Source organism: Terriglobales bacterium (assembly GCA_035487355.1).
Classification (GTDB): Bacteria; Acidobacteriota; Terriglobia; order Terriglobales; family Acidobacteriaceae; genus QIAW01.
Genome location: DATHMF010000050.1, coordinates 1 through 21,729 on the forward strand (window position 1 = coordinate 1; position 21,729 = coordinate 21,729).

Genomic DNA, 21,729 nt, shown 5'->3' on the forward strand with positions numbered 1-21,729 from the left:
GGATCGTAGGCGCGCACATGCACTCCGCGATCAAGCAGCCGGCGGGCAAGGTCAATGGAAGAAGACGCAGCCACTGAGTTGGTGTTGGGCTTGAAGGCGAGACCGAGAATGCCCACTTCCTTGCCGGCAACCGGCTCAACCAGCCGCGAAAGTTTTTCCACCACGCGATCGGTCAGCGAACGGTTCACCTCACGCGCCGCAGTCAGGATGCGCAGCGAGATGCCCTTGCCCATGGCGAGTTGGGCGAGCGAATCCATGTCGGCTTCGACAAACGCTCCGCCGAAGCCGGCGCCGGGTTGCAAACAGCGTGGAGCAATTTTCTTATCGAGACCGAGCGCCAGCGCCAGGTCAACGGCATCGGCGTTCACGTGCTCGCACAGCGAGGCCAGCTCGTTGATGAACGAAATCTTGGTAGCCACAAAGGCGGTAGAGGCCTCGCGCACCAACTCGGCGGTCTCGTGGTTGGTTACGATCACCGGTACGCCCCGCATGACCAGCGGGCGAAACACCTGCTTGAGCAGAAGTACTGCCTGGTTGGAATTGGTCCCGAGCACAATGCGGTCGGGCCAGTTGAAGTCTTCCACGGCGCAGCCATCGGTCACGAAAATGGGCTGGGAAACGATCACGATCTTTTTGCCCGTGGCTTCAATGCGTTTCTCGATGCGGGCTGCGGTGCCTACGGGCACCGGAGTCATGATGACAAAAACAGTGCCCTCCGCCACCTCACGCGCGACCTGCTCGGAGATTTCTTCCAGGTAGCGATACGAATCCGCAGCGAAAAAGATGATTTCTGCTTTTTGAGCGAAAGAGACCAAGTCTGTGGAATAAGTCAGACGGGCAGCGCGCAGGTTGCGGCGAAGAATATCTTTAAGGTTGCGCTCGTAGAACGGTGTATTGCCTTCGGCCAGAGACTCCACCCGCGAGCTGTCTTCATCAAACACCGTGACCGGTGTGCCGAAATCTGCCAGGCACGCAGCCGCCACGGTGCCGAGGTATCCGGTTCCGTACACTCCAATTTGCATACATCCTTCTCTTTCTGGGGATAGTACTCACTTGCAAGGGGGAGATGCAGCTTGCATACGTTTTAATCCCTGGCGCGTTGGCGTGCAAGTCCGAAAGAGGACATGTACTCCAGAGGTCCAGGATTGGCCCGATTCGGAACATGTACTTTCGTGTTTACAAAGCAGCGGAAGGCAGAGCGACCTTGGCAAGATCGTTCCAGCGTTCGTGCTCGGCTTCACGAACCAGCGTGATCTCCTTCACCAGGAATTCACGCTCGCCAGTATAACTTGACCATTGCTTGCGGGCTTCTTCCAGCGCTTTTTCTGCAGCGGCGCTTTCGGCAAGCTTCGCCAATGTGACATGCGGAACATAAGCCCAGGGATCTTCGGCGCGAAAACCGTACTGGTTCAGCCGGCGATGCAACTCGCGTACCTGGCGGCCGCCCTGATGAAGGCCCAGATAAACCGTGTTGGTCGCAGGCAAAAAAGTTTCCGCCTGGCCGAGCGAGACCGGCACAGGTTCGGCTTTGTAACAAATTCTTTTCAAAGCAGAGAGCAATTTTTCCGGGGGCGATTCCAGCACGCGCGGCGAGAGCAGCGTAAGATGCGCGCGCATATGGGCCTGCTCGGGAGCAAACCGGCTGCGCAAGCCTTCCACAAAACTGGCCAGCGGACCATTGAGATAGGTCACCACGGCATAACGGGCGAGCTGCATGTCAGTTCTCAGTTCTCAGTTCTCAGTTCTCAGTTCTCAGTTCTCAGTTCTCAGTTCTCAGTTCTCAGTTCTCAGTTCTCAGTTCTCAGTTCTCAGTTCTCAGAAACGATAACAGGGTTTTTTGCGAGGGTAACAAAAATGTTCCTCAAGGAAACTTTTTGGACCGCTCAAAAGAGCCCCGAATGTTTATGCGTCGGAAGCTGAGAGTGGGGCACTTGCTGAACAAGTCTATTTCAAGGCTAAGTCATTGAAATAAAATGACATGAGCCGTCATTTTCTGGCATAAGCAGCAAGTACAGCGGCAATGGATTTTCAAAGAGCTCAATTCTTTTTTCTAAGGGCTCCGCGGTAAACCGCTGCGCCCTCGTGCTACGCTCGCGCTATCTCGGCGCTCGCTTCGCCCTCACCCTTTTCTAAGGGCTCCGCGGTAAACCGCTCTGCCCTCGCTGTCCGTTCGCGCGCGACAGCGCTCACTTCCAGCTCACCCTTTTTCTAAGGGCTCCGCGGTAAACCGCTGCGCCCTCGCTGTCCGTTCGCGCGTGATAGCGCTCACTTCCAGCTCACCCCTCTTCAAAAGCCTCCGCGGCGAACCGAGAACAGAGAAGAAAGCGACAACTAGTGCGGTACTTGCTGAACAGTCCATTTCAAGGCTAAGTCATTGAAATAAAATGACATGAGCCTTCGTTACCCGACATAAGCAGCAAGTGGTTCCCAGTACAGCAGGCAATCATTTTTCAAAGAGCTTCTTTTTTCTAAGGGCTCCGCAACGCTGCCCGTTTGGCTACGCTGCTCCGCCCTCGCGCTGCTCTCACCCGGGCCACTAGCCCCTACATTCTTGAATGCTTTAGGCAGCACTTTAGAGCATCCCTGTTTTAGGGACACCACAAGAAAATGATAGGCCAAGACCCTTAAAGGACCAAGAGTTTGATATCACTTTAATACCATTATTGGAATTCAAGATAGTTCTGGCTTCTCAGCTAAAGGCAAAATGTTTCTTGGGAACCCTTTCAGAACAAGGGATGCTCAGCCCTTGTTCAGGTCGCAAAATGCAAAGGGACTCATTCACGTGGATGGGCTAGGTTTAGCCCTCATCCCACGGGCTTACCCCACAGCCGGGGACGGCTGTGCCACACAAAGCTGCCACACAGAGCCGGCGAGACGCCGGCGCTACGCAAGAAGGCCCGCAGGTTTGTTGCCTGCGGGCCTTGTGGTTAGAAGTTAGGGTTCGAACTTCAGAAGGTCAGACGGAGACCGAGCTGAAGCACGCGTGTAGTAGCAGCACTGGTGATCTTGCCGAAGTTGCCTGGTGCCGCTGCCGTAGCCGGGACTCCGGCTGCGGGGTTGTTCAAATTGGCGTGGTTGAAGACATTGAGTCCTTCCGCGCGGAATTCCAACTTGAAGCGCTCGCCCAGGTTGAAGTTGCGGGAAAGAGCCATATCTACCTGAACCAGGCCAGGGCCGGTCAGGGAGTCGCGCGGCATATTGCCCTCTACAGGTTTCCCGTTCACCGCAAGGACCCTCGTGCCCGCCGGAGTAAAGAAAGCAGCAGTATTGAACCACTGCGCAGCCGATGTATTGGAGAGCACCGGATTGAAGTATTTACCGGTGGCAGGATTAACCTGCAGCACGCCACGGTCGTTATTGGTGCCATCGAGGTTGATATCGGCTCCATCGGTCACAGTAAACGGCAGGCCGCTGCGTACGGTCACGATGGGGTCAATGTTCCAGCCGTTGACGATCCACTTGAGGATCGAGCTGTCACCACTGTAGTAGCTGATATCCCACAGGCCCGACATCACGAACTGATGGCGCTGATCGTCGTCGGTACGGCCTGCATCCTCGCGCAAGTTGGTGAAGTTCTGCACGCCACCCTGGCTTGTGCTGTTCTGCAGTTGCACGCTCTCCCAAGTCTTGCCATAGGTATAGAAGCCAGTCACGCTGAAATGGTGCCCCATTCTCTTGATGGTTGAGATCTGGAGCGCGTGATAGTGCGCTGTCTGGTTGGAGCGCATCAGCAGAATCTGGCCAAACGGAACTGTCGCCGGAAGATTCAACGTATACGGACGACGTGAGAGCACATTCGCGGTTGCTGTCGAAGCAGTCGGCGTGATGATCGGATAATTGAGATCCGTGGCAAAAGGCAGGTTATGGCTCAACGAACCAACATAAGCCGCCATCACGCTCCAATCTTTCGTAACCTGGCGCTGCAAAGAGAGGTTCAGTTGATAGGTGTAGGGCCACTCGAAGTTGCGGTCAATGGCAAAAATCGAGCCGCCTGAGTTGAATTGACCGTTGTAGGGGAATGGTACAACGCCGCCAGGAAAATTGCGATACGGCCTGGTGAGTGTGCCGCCCGTGGCGCTGCCTACGTTGGAGAATGTGAGGCGGGTAGCAAACGGCTCGAAGTTGGTGGTCGTGTTCCACTGGTTGCCGGAGGTCGATCCATAGAAGACGCCGGCGCCGGCACGGAGCGAGGTTTTGCCATCGCCTGTAATATCCCAAGCTATGCCGATGCGGGGAGAGAAGTGATCTTTACGGGTATCGGCAATACCACGTGGAATACCGGGATCACCAGCAAAAAGAAGTCCCGGGGGCGCGCTGGGATTGACCGTGGATTGCGCGATCGTACCCGGCAAACCAACCTGTGGACCGGGGATAAACGTGGATTCGCGGTTCTTACCGCCTGTATCCACGGGAGGAGTTTGAACGTCATAACGCAAGCCCAGGTTGACGGTCAAGCGATTATTGAACTTGATGTCATCCTGTACGAAGAAGGCGGTGTACCAACTGTTGGTATAACCTTTGTCTGGAGAATCCTGCGATACGGTATTAGGAATACCAAGCTCGAAGTCAGCAAGGGAGTTGTTGGTTAAACTTCCATTGAAGCCGAAGACGCCATAGTTGTTCAGCAAGGTTTGCTGAATATCTTTATCGAGCGAGAGCTCAGCACCGAACTTAATGGAGTGGCGGCCGTGGTTGTAACTGAAGACATCACGAACGGAGTAAAAATTAGTGCCCGCCAGCGGTCCGGCAATGGCGTTGCTCAGGGTGAAGAAATTGTTGACGGTGATCTGGGGCAACGAAGGTGTGCCCTGAATGAGAAACGGCCCCTGCTGGGTAAGCGGTGTACCTGCAAATGGCCCAGCCAGAGCAGTGAGGGAGGTCTCAGGCAGATTTAAGCGTCCGCCATAGTTACGGGTGTAGTTCAGCCACACTTGGTTAATCATGTGGTCATTCACAGTCCAGGTGTCGCTAGCGTTAGCGTTGTACTGCCGCCAGTCGAAACGCTGGAGTGACCAGGGCAGGTTGCCGCCCGGACGTTGCGTGCTTTTGCCGTACGTTTCAAAGAGGCTGAGAGCCAATTGATGATTATGGGACAAGGCATGATCAATCTTGATCAGGCCTTCATTACGGTCGTCATAGGTGGATTGAAAACCCTGCCATCCATTTGTTCCCGGGACATTTGGCCTGGGTAAAAGGTTGTTGAGTATTAACATCGCGGTTGGATCCAAGCGATTGGCAGGAATCTTGTTGCCGGGGAATTGGGGTTTGCCGGCAAGACTCGGATCATTAATTCTTGGATCAGCCGAAAAATCACCCGTCAGTTCGGCTGCCGATGGCAGAATCGCACCATTCAAGAACGGATCGGTAATCTGGCGCAGTCCGGAATACGATAAGAAGAAAAAGGTCTTGTCGTGAATGATGGGACCGCCCACGGTTCCACCATACTGATTGCGGTGGAGTGGAGGCTTGGGCGATGTGGTATTTCCCCAATCGTTGGCATTAAAGATGGTATTGCGCACGTATTCAAAGAGCGAGCCATGCCATTTGTTGGTACCCGACTTGGTGAGCACGTTAATCACGCCGTTGGCAAAGCGGCCATATTCGGCGCTGTAGCTGTTGGTCTGTACGCGGAATTCCTGGACGGCATCGGGGCTGGGAAGAATGTTACCGGTGTTGCGCAGGCCAGTCATGTTATTGCCGCCATCAAGGTAGTAGTTCACCGAACCGGTGCCGCCATCCACGCCACCGTTAATCAAAGTGCGCTGTTCAGGATAACCGAGAACGATGCTGTTATCGTTCCTCTGAACACCAGGGGTCAAATCCAGCAGCTTGTAAAGGTTGCGGTTGACCAGAGGCAGGGCAGCGATCTCCTGGGGCTGCACGGTGCGGCCAATCTCAGGGTTGGTGACGTTGATCAGGGGAAGCGCATCGTTGACTTCCACGGTCGTGCTGGTTGCACCCGTCTGCAGGCCCACATCGGCCTGCGCGATCTGGGCGACTTCAAGCACGAGGCCGGTGCGCACATATTTCTTGAAATTGGGAGCCGTCACTTCGAGCTTATAGTTACCGACGGGAAGAAATTCGAGCCGGTACGCGCCCTGGTCGTTGGACTGGGTGACGTGACTGGCGTTGGTATCAATGTTAATGGCTGTGACCTGGGCGCCGGGAACCACGGCGCCGGTTGAATCGGTCACTGTGCCCGTCAAGGTCGCGGTTGTGATCTGCGCCTGAAGGCCTGGTACCGCAAGCCCAAGCAAAGCTACGAGAAGCAATACAAATATTTTTTTACTCATAATCTGGAGCCCTCCTGCCCCCTGTTATGCCAATACTGGCAAATGTTTTAAATACCGCAATACGAAACTTTGTTTCATATCTAAGTCAACACATTGAAAATCCGGTCTTCGCCGAATTTAATTGTGTTTTTGCATTCTTACATGCCCTATTGAGTGAAACTGGCCGCCGGAAAGTCCCTGCAAAACCGTTTTACTACCCTAAGAGACCTAGCTGGGTTCGCTGGATTCTTGTCACTTTTTACGCGAAACACATACCGAAGCCTCGCCTGCAGTAACCGGAATTGCACTTGGCAAGAATATCACTCCCTGGCTTGACGGTCTCTTTCATGCAAAACGCAGACGCACACCTTCGTACACTGGACTTTGGTGCTTTTTCCATTCCTGGGGCTGCGCGCTGCGCACTACAATGTGGCACGGCGCACCATTATATGGGAAAGCAAAGTGCAGTCAAGAGAAATCATAAATACGGGCATATAGGCGAAAATAGCAGAAAATAGCGGCCACTCCTGCCGTCAGCAGTCCTTCCATATCCAAAGGAACATCTTGTCATTTTCGTGCAAAAGGGCCCTCGGCGGCACGGCGCTCCGGAGCCGGAACCATAACAGTACATATTTTACTTCTGGCTACCGGTGATAGATTCGGGTGAATATCAGGTTTACAATCTCAAAACCAGTTGGGAGAACACGCTGATGCCTGATAGTCCGGACATCGATGAGATCATTAAGAGCGCACAGGCGCGTATAGCCGCCGAAAACCAGCGAGCGCGTCAGGAAAAAGCTGCCAAGCTGAAAGAAGAGCAGGAAAAACAAATCAATCAGTTTCAAAAAGCCCTGGTCCTCTATTTCCGGCCGGAGGTATATGCGGCGATCAATCTGCAATATGTCTGGCAGAATGGGCCTACAGCACGATTCGAATACAAAGGCGCTGTGATACAAATTACGCGTCCACCAGGCTCGCAATTTCGCGTGACCGCAACCAAGGACCATAAGACCTTCGAGGGCTTCGTGGAAATCTCAGGCCTTCTTAATAAACAGACTTTGATCGGCGACCATATTCTTGATGCCGTCTCGCAGTTGCTGACAAAATTCAGCGGCTAAGCTGATTCTCTATTCTTCGCTCTATCCGGATGATTGAGCTCATATTCCCAATTTGAATCTTAGACAGAATTCACCGGTAGAAACATGCCGGAGGGAAAACACATGGAAAATCAATCCGACCTGCCAACGCGTGGTTGAAGAAAGTGGTTTAAAATCGAAGTAGTTTAAAATCAAAGTAACAATTCAGTCGGGGCGTAGCGCAGCCTGGTAGCGCACCTGCCTTGGGCGCAGGGGGTCACAGGTTCAAATCCTGTCGCCCCGACCAATGTTTTTGTTAATCGCCAATCATGCTATCGTAATCTCTTCCAGGATATAGACCTTGAGCGGCCGCATTCTCCCCGTGCTGTGTATCTCCGTGGCAGTTGCTATTGCTGGGTGCGATCACGCGACGCCGGGGAACTGGAATTCGCCAAACGCGGAAGCGCAATCACTGTCGGTCGGCAATGCGTCCGGGTTGACGATGCAAGTGGCTGAAGAGCATGCAGGTCCGAGCTTGTGGATCAGTATCCCCGGTGAACCATCGGGCCAACAAGCGGTTTTTGTTCTCTTGCCTGAACATGTTACGGTCCGCAGACACGGCACAGATCAGGCTGAGCACCTGTACCTGTGGCGGCCGGGCAAAGCTGGTCAGCGCTTTAACTGGACGCGTATTGGGAACGCTTTACAGTGGGAGACGGAGTTCGCGTCCGGTATACATTTTCTGGCGCGAGTTTCCCTGGAACCCGATGGCGTTCTTTACCACTACGAGTTTATTAACCGGTCGGACGTAGATTTCGATTCCGTTCAGGCGGTCACTGACCCGCGAATGGTCTCACCTCTGTTCCACGACGTCCGGCTCGAACGAACTTATATCCACACTCCCAACGGCTTCGTTTTACTGGCCTCCGAAATGCCCGAACGTTTAACGATGCCACTCGACACCTGGCTGCCTAATCGGTATCGCGCTTCATTCGCGTGGCCCGTTCCAAGCGATCGTGTGCAGAGGCAGGCCGATGGCGTCACGTTCTTTAACGCTTCTACGAAGGCCGATCTGCCAGTCCTTGTCACTTCATCGGTGGACCACCGTTGGTTTATGGCTACGTTCTCTCGCAACCCAGGCAACTTATGGACGAATCCTGAGCTTACTTGCCAGCACGCCGACCCGGAAATCCCCCTCTTGCGCAAGAGTCAAGGGGTAGTCGAGGAGAAGATGTTGCTTTTTCAGGGAGTACTGGATGACGTTATCAGCAAGGTACGTCAACAGCGTGAAGGTTTAAAATTAGGTTCGTAGCCAGGTAAGTGCGCGGATGCAAGGGCTTGACTTCAGGCGGCTTGCTGCAGAAAGTTCTGAAAATCATCCCGCCAGGCGGGCGACTAAATTCCTTAACAAATTACCCTTAAGCTGCTGTGGATTTGGCTACATTAGATTCAGATTAAAGACCTTTTACCAAGTCGCGCTTTCCGTTAGACTTGCGTGCACACATGAGACAGTCAAGGCCAGCAGGATTTAACCGAATATTCATTTTTGCGCTCGGTCTTGGCTTGAGCCTCACGACGGCGGCCGCCGGACAGCAAGCAGGTTCTTCTAAACCAACGGAGAGCGGCCAGGCACCAGCTTCTTCGTCTACGCCGCCTTCATCTGACTCATCTTCCTCGACCGTCACTTCTGTAAAACAGAGGTCCGCATCAGCCGGAGTTGGCCGGCGCATTCCTGAGCACCGCGTCAGAGGAGGGCCGGGGCCGGCGGCGCTGCTGGGCCGTGTGCAGAGTACGGATGGGAGCCCGCTGGGTGGGGTCCAAGTGATCTTGACGCCTGCGAACGGGAAGAAAGTTGTTCGCCAGAGTGGGGGCGATGGAATCTTTCGCATACCTGGGGTCCCTCCGGGAAAATATCAGTTCAGCTTTCAACTGACGGGGTTCGATCCGCTGGTGCAAAACGAGGTCACGCTCAATGCGGGAGAAGTGCTGACGATTGAGGTCAAGCTGCACGCCACGGGTGTGGCGGCGAGCGCTGGTGGCATCCCGCAAAAACGTATTCCCACGGAACGCCCGATGCCTGAGAGCAACCTGGGAGCTGAGCAGGCCGAAGCTTCCGACTATCACGAGCTTTTCCGCCGGCCGGTAGAAGAAATGCAGGCACAACTTCAGCCGGAGAATATTCCTGACTACAAGGTCATGATTCCCGATCCGGACCGCTGGGACCCGAGCATGCCGGCGTGGCTCAGGTACGACCGCAGTGGAGAATTCCCCTACACGAGCAGCCACTGGTGGGACCCGTTCAACCAGAACCGGCTCAAGGGCGACAAGCCCATCTTTGGGCAGAACACGTTTTTTAATTTCACGGGAACGAGCACTACGGCAGTGGATGTGCGCAATCTTTTTGTTCCCAGCGGGGTCTCGGCGCAAAACGCGGGCAGCAGCAAGTTTTTCGGAAAAGGCGGACAGGTTTTTCTGGAAGAAACGGTGCGGCTCTCCTTCGATCTCTTTCATGGCGATACCAGCTTCAAGCCGGTCGACTGGCGCGTAAAAATCACGCCTGCCTTCAACATCAATCAGATATGGGCGAAAGAGCGCGGGATCGTCAACATTGATGTCCGCAAGGGCAGCAACCGCACCGATGGACACGTAGGGCTGCAGGAAGCGTTTGTTGAGAAAAAAATCGCCGACCTCGGGCCCAATTACGATTTTATTTCTGTGCGGGCCGGCATTCAGCAGTTCACCAGCGACTTCCGCGGATTGCTGTTCTCGCAGGAGCAACCCGGGGTTCGCGTCTTCGGGAACCTGCGATCGAACCGGTTTCAATACAACGCCGCCTATTTCTTCTTCCTGGAAAAAAACACCAACAGCGGATTGAACACCTTCGAGAACCGCCATCAGCAGGTGTTCCTGGGGAACTTTTATATACAGGATTTCTTCGCGAAGGGTTACACCACGCAGTTCAGCTATCACTACAACAAAGACGACGCCAGCGTGCATTTTGATGACAACGGGTTCCTGGTGCGTCCGGCGCCGATTGGCAGCGTGCGGCCGCATAACATTCGCGCCTACTACATCGGATGGACGGGCAATGGGCACATCAAAAAAATAAATATCAGCCACGCTTTTTACCAGGCGCTGGGCCATGATGACCTGAATCCGATTGCCGGGCGGCGGACGGACATTAATGCGCAGATGGGGGCGCTTGAGCTTTCCGTAGATAAAGACTGGGTGCGCTTCCGCGCCTCGGCATTTTTTGCTTCGGGTGACGACAAGCCGCGAGACAGCGAGGCACGCGGATTTGACGCTATCAGCGAAGCGCAGACGTTTGCCGGGGGCATCTTCAGCTTCTTTAATCGTGAAGGGATCCGCCTTACTGGAACGGGCGTTGGTCTGGTTGCGCCCGACAGCTTTTTGCCGAACCTGCGTTCGAGCAAAGAAGAGGGACAGGCGAACTTTGTTAATCCGGGACTGGTGCTGGGGAATGTGGGCGCCGACTTCAATATCACCCCGAAAATCCGTGCGGTGACGAATGTGAACTACATGCGCTTTCATCACACCGATCCGCTGGAGCTGTTGCTGTTCCAACCGCACATCAACCAAAATATCGGATTGGATTACAGCGTAGGCGTAACTTACCGGCCGCCGCTCTCGGAAAACATGGTGATTACGGGCGGCGTGGCTGCACTTACTCCGTTTACTGGTCTGCGGGAAATTTATACCGGCAAGACCTTGGTTTCAGCATTCACAACAGTCCGTTTTCAGTTTTGAGGCGCGCACTAAAGATGACGAGCCATTTGAAAAACAGAAACTTTCGGCCGTGGATTCTAATACCAGTGGCCAGCATTTTTTGTTTGCTGCTTTTTTCTGTTTTTTCAGTCGGGAGGGCGTCCGCCCCGGTGGAATCCGTGAAACCTAAAGAGGCTGTGCCGCCGCCTCCGCGGCCAGCGCCTCCGGTATTGGCCGGGCAATCCCAAGAGGAGGTGGACGCAAAAACCGCTGGCTGCATCTCGTGCCACACCGCTACTGAAAGCGCCAGCATGCATCCCACGGACACAGTGCATCTGGGATGCACCGACTGCCACGGCGGCAAGGCCGAGGTAACGCTTCCGCCTGGGACTGCAGCAGGCTCTAGCGTGTATGAAGAGCTTAGGCAAAAAGCGCATGTGGCGCCGCGCTGGGCGGTGGATGCGCGGTCTTCGGCCAATCCGGTGCGGGCGTACACGAAGTGGCTGCAGGAAAGCGCGGAGTACATTCAATTCGTCAACCCGGGAGACCTTCGCGTCGCCGATCGAACCTGCGGCACCGCTGGTTGCCACGTACCTGAAGTACGGCGCGTGCGCACCAGCATGATGACGCACGGCGCCATGCTGTGGGCAGCCGCGCTTTATAACAACGGGTCTTTCCCACTGAAGAACGCGCACTTTGGGCAGAGCTATAGCCCGGAGGGGGTTCCGCAGAAACTGCAGACATGGCCTCCGCCGACTGATGAAGAGACGCGCAAGAAAGGAATCCTGCCTTACTTGCAGCCGCTGGAGCGCTGGGAGATTTCACAGCCCGGCAACGTGTTGCGCGTCTTCGAACGCGGCGGAGAGAAGCGGGCGGAGCTGGGCAATCCTGAAACAGAAGAAGAATCTGGACGCCCGGATGCTAAGTTGAGCAACCGTGGCTTTGGGACGCTGCTGCGCACCGATCCGGTCTTTCTGGGATTGCAGAAGACGCGGCTCTTCGATCCGCTGCTCTCTTTCCCTGGAACCAACGACCATCCGGGAGACTATCGCGGCAGCGGTTGCACCGGTTGCCACGTGATTTATGCCAACGACCGCGACCCGGTGCATTCGGGCACCTACGGGGAGTTTGGCAATGAGGGCCACAGCGCCACGGTTGATCCTACGATTCCCAAAAACGAACCGGGACATCCCATCCATCACGTCTTCACCAAGAGCATTCCCTCGAGCCAGTGCATGGTGTGCCATATACATCCGGGGACGAACATGGTGGCCAGCTATTTTGGCTACACATGGTGGGACAACGAAGTGGACGGCGAAAAGATGTATCCCGCCAAGCAGCACAACCCGAGCCAGGAAGAATATCGCGAAGTGCACATGAGCAATCCTGAGGGCTCGGCGGCGAAAGGGTTGTGGTCAGACGCGGAGTTCCTGAAAAAAGTAGGATCACCGGAATTTAACAGCCAGCTCAAGAACACGCAGTTTGGCGACTTTCACAGCCACGGTTGGATATTTCGCGCCGTCTTCAAGCAGGACCGAAAAGGGAACCTGCTGGATGAAAGCGGAGAGATCATCTCGCCCGATGATGCGGAGAAGTTCAAGAAAGCCGTGCAGTTGAAGGATATCCACCTGGAAAAAGGCATGCACTGCGTGGATTGCCACTTCTACCAGGACGCACACGGCAACGGCAAGCTCTACGGAGAGACACGGAATGCCATCGAGATTTCATGCGTGGATTGTCATGGAAGCATCCAGAGCTATGCCGCGCTGGCGACTAGTGGCCCAGCCGCTCCCAATGGCGGCGGCACGAATATGCTAGGCATGCGAACGCCGTGGAAGGAATTACGCTTCTACTGGAAAGACGGAAAGCTGTTCCAGCGTTCATCGGTCGAGCAGGGACGCGAGTGGGAGATCGTGCAGGTCAAGGACACGATCACTCCCGGCAATGAGCATTACAGCGAAAAGTCACGGCTGGCGAAAACCATTCAGAAAGACGGTACCACATGGGGCGGCGTTCCTGATCCCGATCACCTTCTTCACCTGGCGCACTCCGACAGCCGCATGACCTGCTTCAGTTGCCACAGCTCATGGACCACAACCTGCTTTGGCTGCCACCTGCCCATGACCGCCAACCAGCGCATGCCTATGCTGCAGAACGAAGGCACCATGACGCGCAACTGGACGGAATATGATTTTCAAGTCCTGCGCAACGACATGTACATGCTGGGCATTGACGGCACAGTGACTGGAAATAAAGTTGCGCCGATCCGCTCCGCGTGTGCCGTGGTTGTGAGTTCGCAAAACCAGAACCGCGACTGGTTGTATTACGGGCAGCAAACAGTTTCAGCCGAAGGGTTCAGCGGGACGGCATTCAGTCCTTATGTGCCACACACGGTGCGGGCCAAAGAGACCAAGACTTGCACTGATTGCCATGTTTCCAGCGCCAACAACAACAATGCCTGGATGGCGCAGTTGCTGTTGCAGGGCACCAACTTTCTGAACTACCTGGGGCGCTTTGCTTACGTGGCCACAGGAGACAAGGGATTTGCCGCAGTCGCATTTGCCGAGCGCAAGGAACCCGAAGCAGTGATTGGCAGCGACCTGCACAAGATTGCATATCCGGACAACTACCGCCTGCATCAGCAGGAAAAACTGGAGCTGAAAGAAGCTTACGAGCACAGCGGAAAGGAAGTATTGGACATACAGTTGCGCGGAGAGTATCTCTATGCCGCCATGGGCAAGGGCGGGCTGCGCATCTATGACGTAGCCAACATCGAGAACAAAGATTTTTCTGAGCGCATGGTGACGGCGCCGGTCTCTCCCCTGGGACAGCGTTTGTATGTACCGACGCGCTACGCGATGGCGGTAGCCGCGCCCAGTACTACCGCGCTTGATCCCGCGCGCAAGCATTTCCCGGAAAACGAAGAGCAGGCAATTCATCCTATCTATGCATTCCTGTACGTTGCCGACAAATACGAAGGGCTGGTCATCGTTGGCGATGCCTCGCCAAAGAGCAGAACTCCCGGCGTCTCGACGCTGCTCGATGGAGAGCCGCGCAACAACTTCTTAAAGCGCGCGCTGGCGTTCAACCCCGAGGGGCAGCTCAACGGGGCACGGCGCATTGCCATCGCCGGAGTTTACGCTTACATCCTTTGCGATGCCGGCCTCGTGGTCGTAAGCCTGGAGAACCCGCTGCAACCCAGGATCGTTGCCAAGATCGGCGCGCCGGAGTTGAACGATGCGCGTGGTATCGCCATACAGTTCCGTTATGGGTTTGTGGTTGATCGTGACGGACTGAAAGTTTTGGACGTCACCCATCTTGACCAGCCGCACCTCGTTCCCGCGGCAACGCTGGCTCTGACGGAAGCGAGAAATATTTCCGTATCGCGAACCTATGCCTACGTTGCCGCTGGAAAACAGGGTATGGCAATCGTTGATGTCGAAAAACCGGAGCATCCGGTGCTGGAACAAACTTTCAACGCGAATGGCGAGTTGCAGGACACCAACGACATCAAAATCGGCATGGTCAGCTCAAGCCAGTTTGCGCTGGTGGCAGACGGGCGGGCGGGATTTAAAGTTGTGCAGCTTTTTTCGCCGCAAACAGCGGCGAACTTCTATGGATTTAGTCCGCGGCCTGCGCCCAAGTTGATTGCCGTGTTTCACACCCACGGACCGGCGCTGGCAGTCTCACGCGGCGTTGACCGCGACCGGGCAGTAGACGAAAGCGGAAACCAGCTTTCAGTGTTTGGAAGGCGCGGCTCAAGACCGTTCAACCTGGAAGAGATGCAGCGGCTGTTTTTACGCAATGGAGAGCTGTATACGGTGAGTGATGATCCGCCGGGCCAGCCGGTGGAGCCTGTTAAGCCAGCGGTGGCGGAGAGAGTTCCTTCGAATTCAAATTGATGTGGTTTTTGATGAAGATAAATCAGCGTTGGGAAGATTTGGCGGAGACGTGGGTCGGAGGATGCTTTTCCCCGGGAAAATATCAAGACGTAGAGTGAACCGAGAAAATTCCCTGAAGCTGCATGAACGATACACATCCTCGGGGTCCTTCGACTCCGCCCTCGCTCCTGCGTCGCTCGGACTCCGCTCAGGATGACAGATTGATTAAGGTCATCCGCAAATTAGAAAACGTTGCTTATTTCCCGCCTGAAGGCTCGTCGGTATGGGTTGGTTCGGGCGGCGACTCTCCGGTTATCTCCTGGATCGTGTATGTGCTGTGGAAGTTTCCGCGCTGCTTCCAATCGTGGTACTGGTGGCACAGGAAACATGAGTTCTCTGCTTCTCCTACTTTTGCCGGGTCGCCGTTGTGGCAGCTTTGGCAGGTCTTGATGCTGGGCATCAGCACGTCAGAGCCCTTTTGGCTGGCCGTCGCGAACGCGTGGCAGGATTCGCATGACACGGCGCCGTGAGCCTGATGGCTGAAGATGGCATTGGGCATCCAGCGGTAGGTCAGGGCCGACGGTTTCACAGTGGGAAGCGCTGGCGAATTTGCCGCAGCCGGTTGAGCGGAAAAATCGAGCTGATGGCAGTGCTTGCAGGTGCTCAGCCAGAGCAACTGCTCGGACTGGCCGACGCGCTGCGACACCCACTCATCGCCGTTCTTTGGCGGCGGGAGCTGGGTGATCTCAGGGACCTTACGCGTGGGCAGCCAGGCATCGTGGATGGCGTCGGGATTTTTACTGATGTAATCCTGAAATTTCTGCAACAGGAAAGCGTGCACGATTTCCGGCTTCTGGTGCGGGACGGATTCGGCGAAGTGCTCATCGAATTGCAGCTTGTGACACGACGCGCAATTTTTTTCGTAGCTGGTGGGCGGCATCAGCTCGTATCCGGCATCGGGGTGCATGACCTCGCCGGGACCAGATGCCGTAGCGGCCGCGAGTTGCAGGTGTGGATCGGCATACTTCCAGGGGCCACCCGCTTCGGCCGCGAGGCGATGGCAGTCGCTGCACTCCAGCTTCACGCGACCGGATGGTCCCATAATGGAGTCGCCCATGTGGGCAGCGTGGTTGAAGGCGATGGTGGATGGATTCTTAAATCCATCGCGCAGCGGAACAAATTCGGGGTGGTTACGGTTGAATCCGCGAATATCTGTCACAAAACGCGAATGACCATCCTTGGTCCCAAGATCAGCGTGGCACTGCACGCACTGCCGGTCCTGCACGCGAACCAGCCGCATCAAGCCCTGGTGCTCCACGTGGCAGGAAGCGCAGGAAGGAGTAAAGAGCTGGTTGGCGTGGTGCGCCGGCGCCTGGTGACAGGTGAGGCAAGCTTCGTCGCTGACGGTCTTCCTGAAACCCGCAGTCTTGACACCATTGACGATGCTCGCATGGCACAAACTGCAACGGTCGGCAAAAAACGAATGTGCGTGGGAGAGAGGACCTTTGCTATAGATGGCCTGCTTCTTCCGGGCGTAGCCAAAACCGAGCCAGACTAGAGCGACCGCCACAACGGCGATGCAGAGAACCAGACGCCAAAGCTTGAAGCCGCCGAAATACTTGAAGTAGTTCAGGTCGTGGCGTGTGCCCAGCGTTTTGGCAGTTCGGATTCTTCCCACGTTTTTCCTCTAGCTGTAGCGCAAGGCCATGACGGCGTGGATTGCGCCCAGAATGATCAATAAGAATGACAAGGGAACATGCACCAGCAGCCAGCTATACAGAATGCGATGCAGGCGCGACTGGCGGTCGAGGTCGCGCTTTTCTTCGCAAACATTTTCCAGGTCGTCAATCACGGGCTTGACGGACTCCGGCGTGAGCGTGCGCAACTGGATAAACAAGGCCTTCGAGGTCCGGCGATCGTTCAATCCATGGCGGTAAGCGCCCGGTTGAGCGAGATAAGGCCTGATGGTCTCCACGTACGATTGCTGCAACTGCATAGCGGCCTTCACGTCGACCCGCACCAGCGTGGTCGTCGTAGTATGTATGCCGGTCTGGCCAACGGCGGGCACCTGCAGGCCGTATTCATTTTTCTTTTCGGTGAGAGAGCTGAACAACTCATCGGCCTCCTGCAAGAGCTGCTTCTGCACGCGAGGAATCTGGTTATAAATCGTTTCCATGGGCACGCGATCGGTCATCATGCGCGGCATGTAATGCTGCAGCGCCACGCCCAGCAGGCCCGTGACTATGACCAAAGTAAAAACCCACATCATGCCGCGGGTAAAGCCGCTCGACCCGAAGCTGAAGGTGGCGTGGAAGAGAATCAGCGGATAACTCAGAAGACCGAGCCAGAGATGGCCGCGCATCCAGGTCTGGGCACGTCCGACGCGCCAGATGGGGAATTTTTTGCGCAGGCTGAGCAGGGCGGCGTAAATCATCAAGCCGTATCCCGCGCTGCCAAACACAAGACCGGGAATGCTGCCGCCCGAGAGCGGACCGCGGGAGAAGAAGGCATACAACGAATAGGTCAGGGCAGCGAACAAAAACAGGAATACCGTCCAGATGGCCCAAACGCGTTGTGTGCGATCAATGTGCAAGTCTTGTTCTCCCCTTCATGACATCTATTTCTTGAACATTTCGCTGAAGAATTGTGCGGGGTTGACGCGGTGGGCGGCGTCGTGCGGACAGGCGTAGACGCAACTTGGTTCCGGATAATCATTACAAAGGTTGCAACTGGTCGCCTTGCGCACTATCCTCGCCTTCGCCTTCTTGGCGGTCTCCTGGCCTTCGGCGAGGAGAGCGATCTCTTCGCTGACCGGGCCCTCGGCGCTGAACTCATGCAGATTAATATTGCCGTAAGGACAATTCTTGGCGCACAGGCCGCAACCGATGCACCAATCTTCAATGATCACTTCCAGCGAATTTTGCCGGCGAATCGCGCCCACCGGACAGCCCACCATGCACAGCGGATCGCGGCACTGGCGGCACGAGGTGGCAATCAGGTAGCGGTCGAGGCGCAGGCCATCGCGAATCAGGCGGGTGATTCCGTCATGCGCATCGGCGCAGGCTGTCACGCATTGATCGCAGCGCGTGCAGCGGTCGAGATCAAGCACCAGCAGGTTTTGCGCTTCCATGAGACCCTGGCGCAGGAATTCATCCACGGGAACATTGCTGACCTGGGCAAAGTGCGTCTGGTTCTCGCGCAGGCGCTGGGCGCTGATGGCTTCGAGCTGGGCACGAATATCGGGGAAGAGCCGCATCATTTCCTTGAAATCTACGGCGGCGATGCGGACCACTTCCACGTGATCAAGGGCGGAGCATGTAGCACTGCGCTTGCCTGCGCCCAGCAGCCCGATTTCACCGAAGTAATTTCCCTTGGAAAGATAGGCGAGCACGAGCTCACCCCCGGGATATTTCTCGCTGACCTTCACAAAACCTATGCGGACAAGATAAAAGGCATCGGCCAGGTCGCCTTGCCTGAAGATGACATCGCCAGGGGCGTAGCGCACCAACTCCACCTTCGAGCGCAAATCATCAATGAACTCGGGCGTCAGCGAAGCAAAAATGGGAACGCTGCGCAGGTGGGTCTCAAGCGCCCGCAGGCGGTATTCGATCTCGAGCTTGGAGCGGAAGGTCTTGTTCTTCTGCAGCACGTCGAGCACGTTGCGCAGCATCTCGAGCACAACACAATCGGTGGCGGCGCGCGCGGTGGCGGAACGCGGATAAAAACTCATACACGTCATTTCGCCGAACAGGTCGCCGGGACCGAGCTTGGCCACAGGGTTGTCGTAAGAAAGTTCCACCGGAGCATCAATCGAAATATGGGTGCGGTTGAAATGTTCATCCTTGCGTGGCTTTTCCCGCCGGCCCACGAGCTTGCTGGTCAAAATGTTGAACAGCGCGGTCGGACCTCGCTCCGTGTTGACGTGGGCGCGAGGGCTGGAGATGAAAATATCAATCTCCCCCTCCAGGATGTAAAACGCCGTGGAACCATAGTCGCCTTCGCGGAAGAGAATCTCTCCCTTGTTGACGGCGCGCACCACCACGGAGCCGCGATTCAATTCGAGGAAGGTTCCGGAGACGCCCTGAAAGACGGGAAGGCGCATCAGATCTTCGGTCTCGCAGGAGAGCCCGGTCTCGAGCTTCTGGCCGACGGTGACCTTGTTGGTCAGCGCGCCGGTTGGGCAGGAAACCATGCACTCGCCGCAAGAGACGCAGCTTGAGCCGCCCATGGGATTATCCATGTCAAAGGAGATGCCGGCGTCATAGCCTTTGCCCTGGCGGGCGATCACAAAATTTTTGCGCAAATCGGCACAGGCCCGTATGCAGCGGTCGCAGAGAATGCAGGCAGCATGATCCACCAGGATGGTAAGCGAAGAGTCGTCTTGCCCGCGCGTGACTTCGCGGCGGGGATAGCGCGTCTCGGTGGCGCCGTACTGGCCAGCCATTTTTTCCAATTCGCAGTCGCCGGTGTGCCGCTGGCGGACGCAGGGCGTAGGATGATCGGCCATCATCAGCTCAAGCAAGGTCTTGCGCGCCGCGCGTACCTCTTCGGTATTGGTTTTGACCACCATGCCGGGATCAACCTGCCGGATACAAGCAGCGGTGTAAGCGCGGGCACCGACATCCACCACGCACATGCGGCATACGCCTACGGGCGCTTCATTCTGCTGATGGCAGAGCACGGGAATCTCAATGCCGTGTACGCGAGCGGCATCGAAGACGGTGGTCCCGGCGGGAACGGTAATGGCTTGCTCATCAATCGTGAGCTGAACCATCGAACCGGTAGACGTAGGCGCGGCGTGATGGCTCATGCTTTCTCTCCCTTGAAGCAAACGCCGGCTGGACAATAGCGGTTGAAAAGATGCTCTTCCACTTCCGGGCGAAAGTGTTTTAAGACAGATTGGATGGGCACGGGCAAGATCTGGCCCAATCCACAAATGGAGGCTTGCTTGAGAGCGTGCGAGAGTTCATCCACCAGCGGCAGGTCGGTGCGCTTATAGCTTCCATGAGTCCAGCCCTGGAGAATTTCCACCAGCTTTTGCGATCCGATGCGGCACGGCACACACTTTCCGCAAGATTCGTTGCGATAAAAACGCACGGCGTTAAGCGCCATATCCAGCATGCAGGTGCCCTCGGCACAGGCCACGATTGCCCCGGAACCCACCATGGAGCCGACTTTGCTCATGGTTTGCCAATCCAAAGGAAGGTCAGCCATTTCGGCAGGCAGATATCCGGAAGAAGGCCCGGAAGGAGCAAAGCCGATTAACTTGCGTCCATCGGGCGGGCCGCCGCCGAATTCATAAATCAGCTCGGAGTACTTGGTTCCCATGGGAACTTCGTAGATGCCGGGCTTCTGCACGTCGCCCGAGACGCCGACGAATTTCAATCCGGTAAATCCGTTGGCGCCGTGAGAGTTGAACCACTCAGGGCCCTTTGCGGCAATGGCCGTGGCAAAGGCCAGAGTTTCAACGTTGTTGATGACCGTGGGTTTTCCCCACAAACCTATGCTGGCCATGAACGGAGGCTTATTGCGCGGTTCGGCGCGCTTGCCTTCAATGGCTTCGAGTAAGGCGGTCTCTTCACCGCAAATGTATCCTCCGGGGCTGACGAACATGGTGATATCGAAAGAGAGATCGCTACCCAGAATTTTTCTTCCGACCAGATTTTTTTCATAGCAGCGGAGCAGTTCGGCATTGAGTATCTCTTCCTGCTCCTGATACTCATGGCGGATATACAGGTATCCGCGCTTGGCGCCGACGCACAGCCCGGCCAAAACCATTCCTTCGATCACCAGGTGAGGCAGTTGGGTGAGGATGTAGCGGTCTTTAATGGTCCCCGGCTCACTCTCATCGGCGTTGCAGATAACATATTTTTCCGGCGAGGGCGAATTGCGCACCACCTCCCACTTCTGGTTCGTGGGATAGCCTGCGCCGCCCATGCCCTTCAATCCCCCCGCCTTGATGCTGGCCAGAAGTCCGGGCCAATCGCGCGATTGCACATACTTTCTTAAAGCTGAATAAGGTCTCTCGCCGTCATAAGGATCGCTGGCCAGCCGCATCTCGGTACGGCGATAGCTCGAGGCCCGCGGCGGAAAGCCTCCGATGGTCTGCACGACGGCGGAGACGGCCTCGTCAGGAGAAAACCCGTCGTAGTAGCGGTCATTAATGACGAAAGATGGAGCATGGTCGCAACGGCCCACGCAGGAAACATTACGGATGGTCAGCTCATGCTCGGCCATGCCCTGTAATCTCTGTTCCAGCTTTTGCAGCAGGGCGGGCGCGCCCCGCAGATGGCAGGTCATATCATCACAAACTTTTACGATGACTTTTGCCGGCGGCTCAAGATAGAAGTGCGGGTAATAGCTGGCAATAGCGTGGAGATCGCGCAAGGCCAGACCCCGGCGATCTGCGATCCGCTTCAACTCCTCGGCGGGCAGATACTCGAACTTGCGCTGAACGTCTTTGAGTTCTTCAAAGACACCGTCTGTCTTATGTTCAACAGGCAGTACTTTGAAAGGGGCCTGCCCAGACACGTAATCTTGTCCTTTTGGTTCTAGAGCTTATTTAGTAAATACGGTTGTCGTCAGGGGCACGGATTTATCTGCCGTAAACAAGCCTCTTTAAACATTGGGCTTTAGCCACTGAGGCAGATTCCTTCCGTAAATCTGCGAGTATTTACGAAACAGGCTCTAACAATATAACGGTTCTGACTGTTAAGAAGTGCTGGGCGGGACTATAGCAAACAACGATGCTGGCGTCTACACGACATTAGTTCC

At 55.7% G+C, this 21,729-nt stretch carries 11 protein-coding genes and 1 tRNA gene; 5 read left to right on the plus strand and 7 right to left on the minus strand.

Going from position 1 to position 21,729, the window contains the following annotated elements:
* From VK738_10635 to VK738_10645, 3 genes are all read right to left on the minus strand, one after another.
* A partial coding sequence (locus tag VK738_10635) for a nucleotide sugar dehydrogenase (protein ID HTD23102.1) occupies positions 1-1,022 on the minus strand: 1,022 nt, incomplete at its 3' end.
* A 154-nt stretch (positions 1,023-1,176) separates the two neighbouring features.
* Positions 1,177-1,716: a 2'-5' RNA ligase family protein gene (locus VK738_10640; protein ID HTD23103.1), complete on the minus strand. Its 540-nt coding sequence runs from the start codon at positions 1,714-1,716 to the stop codon at positions 1,177-1,179.
* 1,232 nt (positions 1,717-2,948) lie between these two features.
* The gene (locus tag VK738_10645) at positions 2,949-6,293 is read right to left on the minus strand and encodes a TonB-dependent receptor (GenBank protein ID HTD23104.1); all 3,345 of its coding nucleotides are present in this window, start codon (positions 6,291-6,293) and stop codon (positions 2,949-2,951) included.
* 689 nt (positions 6,294-6,982) lie between these two features.
* Between VK738_10645 and VK738_10650 the strand changes: the two genes are divergently transcribed.
* The 5 genes from VK738_10650 to VK738_10670 all read left to right on the plus strand — a co-directional run bounded on the left by VK738_10650 (position 6,983) and on the right by VK738_10670 (position 14,976).
* Entirely contained in the window at positions 6,983-7,390 is a 408-nt protein-coding gene (locus VK738_10650) for a hypothetical protein (protein ID HTD23105.1), read from the plus strand.
* 188 nt (positions 7,391-7,578) lie between these two features.
* A tRNA-Pro gene (locus tag VK738_10655) sits at positions 7,579-7,655 on the plus strand.
* A 228-nt stretch (positions 7,656-7,883) separates the two neighbouring features.
* On the plus strand, positions 7,884-8,660 hold the full coding sequence (locus VK738_10660) for a hypothetical protein (GenBank protein HTD23106.1): 777 nt from the start codon (positions 7,884-7,886) through the stop codon (positions 8,658-8,660).
* Positions 8,661-8,851: 191 nt separating this feature from the next.
* A complete protein-coding gene (locus VK738_10665) occupies positions 8,852-11,116 on the plus strand; it encodes a carboxypeptidase-like regulatory domain-containing protein (GenBank protein HTD23107.1) in 2,265 nt (754 codons plus the stop codon).
* A 137-nt stretch (positions 11,117-11,253) separates the two neighbouring features.
* Positions 11,254-14,976, plus strand: coding sequence for a hypothetical protein (locus VK738_10670; protein HTD23108.1), 3,723 nt, complete (start codon positions 11,254-11,256; stop codon positions 14,974-14,976).
* Positions 14,977-15,211: 235 nt separating this feature from the next.
* Here the strand turns inward: VK738_10670 and VK738_10675 are convergent, their stop codons facing one another.
* The 4 genes from VK738_10675 to VK738_10690 are packed head-to-tail and all read right to left on the minus strand — an operon-like array spanning position 15,212 to position 21,486.
* Positions 15,212-16,633 (minus strand): cytochrome c3 family protein, encoded by a 1,422-nt coding sequence (locus tag VK738_10675; GenBank protein HTD23109.1) that lies wholly within the window; start codon positions 16,631-16,633, stop codon positions 15,212-15,214.
* A gap of 9 nt (positions 16,634-16,642) precedes the next feature.
* Entirely contained in the window at positions 16,643-17,548 is a 906-nt protein-coding gene (locus VK738_10680; GenBank protein ID HTD23110.1) for a hypothetical protein, read from the minus strand.
* Between the two features lie 24 nt (positions 17,549-17,572).
* A complete protein-coding gene (locus VK738_10685) occupies positions 17,573-19,765 on the minus strand; it encodes a cyclic nucleotide-binding domain-containing protein (protein HTD23111.1) in 2,193 nt (730 codons plus the stop codon).
* The gene (locus tag VK738_10690; protein ID HTD23112.1) at positions 19,762-21,486 is read right to left on the minus strand and encodes an NAD(P)H-dependent oxidoreductase subunit E; all 1,725 of its coding nucleotides are present in this window, start codon (positions 21,484-21,486) and stop codon (positions 19,762-19,764) included. The genes VK738_10685 and VK738_10690 overlap by 4 nt, the downstream gene beginning before the upstream one ends.
* Positions 21,487-21,729: the final 243 nt, after the last annotated feature.